Annotated in this window: 8 protein-coding genes; 6 read left to right on the top strand and 2 right to left on the bottom strand. The window is 49.2% G+C overall.

Annotated elements, in window-relative coordinates; all coding sequences use genetic code 11:
- Both OKB87_RS23220 and OKB87_RS23225 read left to right on the top strand, forming a co-directional pair.
- Positions 1–357 (top strand): YagK/YfjJ domain-containing protein (locus OKB87_RS23220; protein ID WP_270828603.1); only part of this gene is annotated, 357 nt, incomplete at its 5' end.
- Positions 358–480: 123 nt separating this feature from the next.
- Complete coding sequence (locus OKB87_RS23225) at positions 481–1,509, top strand: Fic family protein (RefSeq protein ID WP_270828604.1); 1,029 nt, start codon at positions 481–483, stop codon at positions 1,507–1,509.
- Positions 1,510–1,540: 31 nt separating this feature from the next.
- Here the strand turns inward: OKB87_RS23225 and OKB87_RS23230 are convergent, their stop codons facing one another.
- On the bottom strand, positions 1,541–1,690 hold the full coding sequence (locus OKB87_RS23230; protein ID WP_270828605.1) for a DUF4113 domain-containing protein: 150 nt from the start codon (positions 1,688–1,690) through the stop codon (positions 1,541–1,543).
- A gap of 767 nt (positions 1,691–2,457) precedes the next feature.
- On the opposite strand from OKB87_RS23230, the gene OKB87_RS23235 reads away from it, so the two are divergent.
- From OKB87_RS23235 to OKB87_RS23245, 3 genes are all read left to right on the top strand, one after another.
- Positions 2,458–3,846: an AAA family ATPase gene (locus OKB87_RS23235; protein WP_270828606.1), complete on the top strand. Its 1,389-nt coding sequence runs from the start codon at positions 2,458–2,460 to the stop codon at positions 3,844–3,846.
- Positions 3,830–4,612, top strand: a complete 783-nt coding sequence (locus tag OKB87_RS23240; protein ID WP_270828607.1) for a retron system putative HNH endonuclease — start codon at positions 3,830–3,832, stop codon at positions 4,610–4,612. The genes OKB87_RS23235 and OKB87_RS23240 overlap by 17 nt, the downstream gene beginning before the upstream one ends.
- Positions 4,613–5,335: 723 nt before the next feature.
- Positions 5,336–5,728, top strand: coding sequence for an H-NS family histone-like protein (locus OKB87_RS23245; RefSeq protein WP_270828608.1), 393 nt, complete (start codon positions 5,336–5,338; stop codon positions 5,726–5,728).
- An 82-nt stretch (positions 5,729–5,810) separates the two neighbouring features.
- Here OKB87_RS23245 and OKB87_RS23250 read toward each other — a convergent pair whose 3' ends face one another.
- Entirely contained in the window at positions 5,811–6,320 is a 510-nt protein-coding gene (locus OKB87_RS23250) for a hypothetical protein (RefSeq protein WP_270828609.1), read from the bottom strand.
- Positions 6,321–7,026: 706 nt separating this feature from the next.
- Here OKB87_RS23250 and OKB87_RS23255 point away from each other — a divergent pair.
- The gene (locus OKB87_RS23255) at positions 7,027–7,293 is read left to right on the top strand and encodes a LysM peptidoglycan-binding domain-containing protein (RefSeq protein ID WP_270828610.1); all 267 of its coding nucleotides are present in this window, start codon (positions 7,027–7,029) and stop codon (positions 7,291–7,293) included.
- Positions 7,294–7,366: the final 73 nt, after the last annotated feature.

The raw sequence follows: 7,366 nt of genomic DNA on the forward strand, positions 1-7,366 counted from the left end.
ATCAGATATGTTTGGGCGAGGGAGCAAACAGCAGAGGCTGTCGTTCCTCACTATCACTTGATGTTTTTCTTAAATGGAGAAGCCTATTACTCTCTGGGGAAATTCAAGTCTGAGAATATGAATCTGGCAAACAAGCTTAGAGTGGCTTGGCATCGAGCCGTCTTTGAAGCGGATGTATCAATTGATTTTTGCAGGAGGCGAGGGTTAGTTGAACTTTCAGAGAAGGGACAGCACGAAGTTTTTTCAGATGATCCTGTGGCTATAAAAAAAGTGCTGCTCCATGCGGCATACCTTGCCAAAAGGGAATCCAAGCGCCGTGGGCAGGGATATCAGTGCTTTGGGGGGAGTAACCTTTGAAGGCTTATTGGCGTTGATAAAAGACTTTTACTGCAGTTTTAGATGGCATCTGATCTGGGAGTTTCTACACCCGGATCTGTTAAGCTATTCCCTCATTTGTTATCGCATCAGTTGGAGTACTCCATGGCATCCTATTCCCCTCCCTTCACCCTGACCCACGCCATGTTGAGTCGAGTGGCGGACATCGCCGAGTTGGTGGGGCAATGGCGGTTTGCTCAGAGCTCTCAGGTTCCGATGCTGCGTCGAGAGAATCGGATCCGAACCATCCAAGCCTCCTTGGCTATTGAGCACAATACCCTGAGTGTTGAGCAGGTGACGGCAGTGATTGAGGGGAAGACGGTACTTGGGCTTCCACGGGAAATCCAAGAGGTCCGTAATGCGTTTGCGGCCTATGAAGCAATGCCTGATTGGGATCCAGCTTCAGCGGAAGATTTACTCGGTGCTCATGGACTCCTGATGCGTGGACTCTGTGATGATGCGGGTCACTGGCGTAGCGGTGGTGTAGGCATCTATCGAGGCGAGCAGTTAGTGCATATGGCACCCCCTGCGAACCAGGTCCCTCGTCTGATGGGACTGCTATTGACTTGGCTAGCTGAGACCGAGGCTCATCCGCTGATCGCTTCCTGTGCCTTGCATTATGAGTTGGAGTTTATTCATCCCTTTGCGGATGGAAATGGTCGGATGGGACGTTTATGGCAGACGGTGATCTTGAGCCGTTGGCAGCCTGTCATGGCCTTCTTACCCGTGGAGACGGTCATTAAGGCACGGCAAGATCACTACTATCAGCAGCTAAGTCAGGCTGATAGTCGCAGTGATTGTACCGAGTTCATCCTCTTTTTACTGGAAGCGCTGCGCGATGCGCTGGCCCAAGCGATTGCGATTCAACCAGCAGCAGTATCACCTCATCAGGAGAAAATGCGGGTAGAAATGAAGGTTGAAACGCAGGTAGAAAAGCGGTTCAAAACCCCCCTGGCCATCTTGGCGGAACTGACGGCTGAGCCGACCATAACGCTCAAGCAAGTTGCAGAGCGGATTGGCAAGTCGACCAGTACCGTGGAGAGAGCTGTTGCCGTGCTGGTCAAGGACGGTCGATTACGTTTTGTTGGACCGCGTAAGAGCGGACGTTGGGAGGTATTGGATCCTGACGTGTAACCATCTAGCCTCGCAGCTAACCGACTCAGGGCTACCTCGCCACCGGCAGGTCCTCCCTGCGGGTGGTGTAACAGGGGCTCAGGTGCTCTTGTCGCATCATCCACTCGGTTGACCCCGTACCTTGACTGACAAAGCCTACGCGCCCCAATCCCTTGGCCTTAATCTGGTCCATCACTGCCATCAACGCATCTGATTGGGTGGACGACGGGGCAAACAGGTCGGCCTGTTGCTACCCCTTGGGGGTGAACTCACTGCGAGAGATTCGTACCGACATCAAATCTGACTCAAGCGCCAGTGATCTTGATGGGCTCATTTGGGTTTTCTTACTCGCCTTGCTTCAGACATCAGCTATGCTCACGTCTCCGGGTCATCACCCAAGACTGCTGAAGTTTGACGAGCCGGGGCAGCATTCAATGGCGGTCGATAACCAGCATGCGCTTTCTTAAGCCGTTGGCTAGCGAGACAAATCTGCAGAGCATCGTCGCAGCCTCTTTCGATGAGGCAGAGGAGGTGTTCCGCCAGGCAATACACGGTATCAAGTACACAATCATCGAATGGGACTGCAAGCTTTTGTGGCCACAATGTAAAAATTGAACAATTTCAGTGGCTTATTTGGGATGTCAATATCAGCTATGACATGGCATATTTGCGTTTTTGCAGTGTTTCTGCCGAGGCATCGTTGTAACATGAGAAGGTTTGATGGATACACGTTCGATGCTAAATAGCTGATCCTAATAGCGCTACATCTTGCCGAAAACCTTGCAGTGTAAGGCATATTAACTATCAGGTGGCAAAGCCTGACGTGACAAGGCTTAGACCTCGATATGTGCTCAATGCCTCTCGTTGAGGCTGTGTGAGAGCAGTGCTCTACTATTCGGAACAGCTATTTAGAGCAACTCTGATAAGTCTGTTTTGTTTTGGACAAACGATAGGGCAAGTCTTGAGGACATGAGTGGTGTCAAAAAAGAAGCAAAAATTGGAGTAAACAGAGTGAACAACAGCGTAAAATCAGCGCAGCCAAACATTAATTTGCATGGTATGTCGCTAACCAATTTTCGGCGTTTTTCCACCCTCGACATCGATTTTCATCCCAATATGACAGTTTTAGTTGCGCCTAATGGCTCTGGAAAATCGACAATTCTTGATGCGATAGCTGTCGCAGTTAGCCCCTTTGTGGCTGCGTTTGACTTTGGCAAAGGGCGTGGGATTGCCAAATCGGATGCGCGTTATCGTAGGCAGGAGCAAGTACTCAGTAGCGAGCAAATGTTTCCGGTAGAAATCAGCGCGAGCTTCAATGAGCCTGTGTGCTATATCAAACGGACATTAACTGGGATCAACAACAAAACGACCATCAAAGACGCTAGCGAGTTGTCTATTTATGGCGATCAGCTCATGCAGCAGGTGCGTGACTTGGACGAGGTCATTCTGCCGGTGGTGGCCTACTATGGCACGGGGCGTTTGTGGCAAGAACACAAAAACATGGAGCGTAAATCTGTCCTGAGCGTGAGTCGGACTATGGGTTATGAGGATTGCCTGACCACGGCATCTAATTACAAACAATTACAGCAGTGGTTCACCAAGGCAACTTATGCCGAGTTACAGCAGCAGCAGATGGCAGATGTTTATGAGGGCTACTCCCTCAAAGAGCAGCTCCAAAGCATTCAGGGGGCTGTTGAATCAGTATTGCAACCATCTTCCGGCTGGCGGTACTTCCATTACAGTCTCTCCCACGAAGAATTGGCCATGATTCATCCAGATCAAGGGATCTTGCCCGTGAGCCTGTTGAGTGATGGGGTCCGGGCGATGGTCTCGCTAGTTGCCGATCTCGCTTGGCGCTGCAGCAAACTCAACCCGCAATCTGGGGCATGCGCATCAAAGGAAACGCCGGGACTGGTGCTAATCGACGAAGTAGATATGTTCCTTCACCCCGCCTGGCAGCAGAAAGTGCTGGCCTCGTTACGTGATGCATTCCCCAAGATCCAATTTATTGTTACCACCCATAGCCCGCAGGTGGTCAGTACTGCACCGACGGACTGTATACGAGTCATCTATGAGGACCAAGTGTATAACGCGCCTCAGGGGACTCAAGGAGCTGAATCATCGCGAATTTTGAAGCGGGTTTTTGGGGTAGAACCACGCCCACAATCTGACCCTATGGCAACCCTACTCACCGAGTATTTGGATCTGGTTTATGCAGATGATTGGGATGCTCCGAAGGCCCTTGCCATGCGGCAAGTCCTCGATGCCCACTTTGGTAATGAAGAACCTGCATTGACCGAGGCGGATCTCTATATCGAAAACAAGCTGTGGGAGCAGAGTCTTGAAGAGGATCAGTAAATCGCTCCCTCCCAATGTTCTGACGACATTTGCTGCCTCGAACCCTGTTGCGACTTGGGAACATGACTTTCGTAATCATAAGGGCGGCCAAGATTACAAATCCCTGCGTCAGTTGATGCTCAGTGACCAAGGTGGTTTGTGTGGCTATTGCGAGAGCAAGGTAGTGGGTCTTCCTGCACACAAGCAGAGGGTTGAACACTTTCATGATAAATCGGATCGAGCCAATGTTGCGAACCATAACTGGGGCTTGGATTGGCAAAATGTCTTTGCTGTTTGTATCGGTGGCAATGATGCTGATCAATCAGCACACCGACTGCCGGAGAACTTAAGCTGCGATTCACACAAGAACCACTTAAAAGATGAGTTGGATACTTTACAAGGGTATCTGCTTAATCCGCTGACAATGCCACACACTCCTTGCCTATTTATGCTGGATAAACGCACGGGAGAACTCAAACCTGATGCAACAGCCTGCACTCAAGTAAATATTGCCGATAACCACTTTGCCACAGTCAAAGAACTGGTGGATAACACCATAAGGGTACTAAATCTCAACTGCCCAAGGCTAACTGACCAGCGCCAGCTAGTGCTAAGGGCTTATAATCGTGCGCTCCGAATCGCCCAAGACAAAAACATTCAGCATCCACACACGAGATTAGCCGAGCAGTGGTTTAGCCTCACTTGGCCCGAATTTTTTACCACCAAACGTCTGCTGTTGGGTGGACATGCCGAGCGGTACCTAGCCACTAGCAATTACAACGGATAATTTGAGGTGTCCTGTCAGTGGTGGTTCCCGAGTCAGACAGTAGGAGTGCAGGATGATTTTTATGGCTACGCCATAACCACGTTGGATGAAGATAGCTATAAGTTATAGTGCTTGATAGAGCCATTGTCGTCACTTACCGCAAACAGCGTCATCCGGTGGTGCAAACGCGCGATATGCTTGGTTTGAATAAGGATTCAAATCTAATGGATGAACGAAAAAATGGTTAAACTAAGTGGTTGAGGTGCTAAGAGTTGCGCCAGACGATATCGATCAATTTCTGCAATCTGCGCCATTTCGTGCGTTGATAGCTGCATCAATTTAATGTTGGAATCGACATATTCTTTGGCTGGCTTCACTTGAGATCCATCTCGTCAGGGCTGGTTGTCTGCAGCAAAGTGTAATGAAGGGATTATTCACTGGGATGGTGTTGTCTGAAATATGAACAGCAATGGACCGTAAGTCGAGCCGGGGATTCAAATCCATTCAGGCACGGGAGGATCTTGAACTCAATCGGTTGAACGTGATTGTCGGGACCCATAACTTTATCTGGCCAACAGGTAATTATTTTAGGGTATGTTCATTCCCACAATTATCAAAATACTGCGATTGGACTCTTATGGAGTTGAAGCGACAGGCTCGATTTTGGTAGACATGGTGCTTTTTTATTTTCAGACTCGAGCTACCGAGTAGCTTCGGACTGCTCTTTTACTAGAGAGATAGTTGATGAGTGAATTTCTGAAAGTCTTGTTGAATGTACGCAGTCTGCGTGTTGTCCTGCGTGAGCTGACTCTGGAGCAAGTCAAAGAAGCTCACGAGAAGATTGAAGCGATTTATCTGGAGCGGCTGGAGGCCGCGCAGAAAGAGCAAGCGGCTAATGCCGAGCGTTTGCAAAAGCTTGCTGAGTTCCAAGCAATGTTGGCCCAAGCTGGTATCGACCCGACGGAGTTGGTGGGCAGTGCCCCGGCAGCAGCCAAAGAAAAGCGATCGCCTCGCCCACCGAAATACCGTTACGTTGAACATGGGGTAGAGCGTACCTGGACCGGTCAGGGCCGTACCCCTAAGTTTCTGGCCCAGGAACTTGAACAAGGTCGTCAGCTGGATGAGTTCTTGATCTAGTTTGTCGCCTGCCGCGATATCGGGGGCCAACGTGTCCCCGTTTGCTCATATGGCTGGAATGGCTCACAGGTCCCCTGGGGGCTCAACGAGTCACGATGGTGGGTGCCTGGTCTTCATGGAACAGGCGCTGCTTATCCGATTGCATGCGTGTCCCGTCAGGGCGATAGAGTAATGACTGGGGGTATCCATCCCGGTTTTTGTATGGGTAATTATCAAAGGCCACCCGCAACGGTCTGCTGTCATGCCAATTGGTTGAGATAATCGTCCCTTTTCCCCACATTAAATCAATAACGCGTTCACCCAGATAAAAAGGCCGATTAGGCTGGCGGGTTATCACATTCGGACGCAGCTCTTGGTGAAACAGGGTCGGGTGGTTCACCAGCCAATCCCCTTCTTCGGCGCACCTGCCTGAGATATCGAAATAGACCTTACAATAGGGATAGTTAGGCATCATGACTTGAAGCCACGTATCCCCATCAAACCAGCGGTCTATTTTACCAGGGCGCTGCTTTTCAATGATGATGCCTTCGCCATAAACACAGCAAGCTACCTTGTCACCGATATTAAACGTGGTGTGGGTGTCATATGGCATGTCTGTATTCTCTCATTATGTGCGACAAAATAATGGTAGAGCACAAAGATATGGCGAAGAGAAGAAGATGACGAATTTTACAAACTATTTATTTTATTGTTTTATCGTAAATAAATGGTCGCCTTCCAAAGGATGTGCATCAACAGGTATATCCGTTAACTTGCAGCAGCTATTGAGCTATGCAATGCATCACGCCGTAGCCGGATATGCGTAATCGGTGTGGTGTTTCGATGTTGATAAAAAAGGCCGCCTGGTTAGGCGGCCATGTGGTCACATCATTAACCTGACATCATCCTCACTGGGTGAATGTGAGGAGATAATATCTACGAGCAGTTTAGACCCTCGTTATCGTATACCGTGGGGCGCATTCGTCAAGATGAAATATGCGGTTGTTGCGGAGGCAGCGTGGTTGGAATAACAAGGCTGAAATTATGTGATGCGTGACACATTTTTGTTGGGTTTTAATGCATCGTGAAATCTATTTTATTGGCTGTGTTGGTGGCTGTGTTGGTGGCTGTGTTGGTGGCTGTTTGAAATAGGCAGCGCAGATTTTTTATTTGGCTTTTTAAATCAAAAGCATACAGGCTTGCTTTGTTTTTTAATTTATTCATTTTATTATTTCTTTATTGTTTTAATCATGTCATCCATCATGTCTCCCTATTGTATAGTCCCGCCCAATATAGGCATACCCCCTCAGGGACTCGTTATGAAATTCAAACCAAGTAAAGTCTATCAGGTTGTGTGGACTTATCTCTTTTTGGGTCAACAAGCATTACTCCCAGTGGCGTATGCGGCCGAGCAAATGTTGCAGGCGCCTTCCGGGTCGCTCGCTATGGTTCGTTATCAGGTAGCTGAGGGGGATACGCTCGACTCGGTGTCGCGTCAGTTTGGTACCACGCCACACCAACTGTTGACCCTTAACCATCACCTGACTTCGGACGCTATGACCCTGGTGGCAGGACAGACTATCTAGATTGGCCCCTTGAAGATCCAGACACTTCGCCCCTCTTAACTTAAGAGGTAGTCTTGGAGCTATGTTCAGTACT

This window comes from Aeromonas sp. Y318-1, assembly GCF_027706125.1.
In the GTDB taxonomy this organism is placed as follows: Bacteria; Pseudomonadota; Gammaproteobacteria; order Enterobacterales; family Aeromonadaceae; genus Aeromonas; species Aeromonas hydrophila.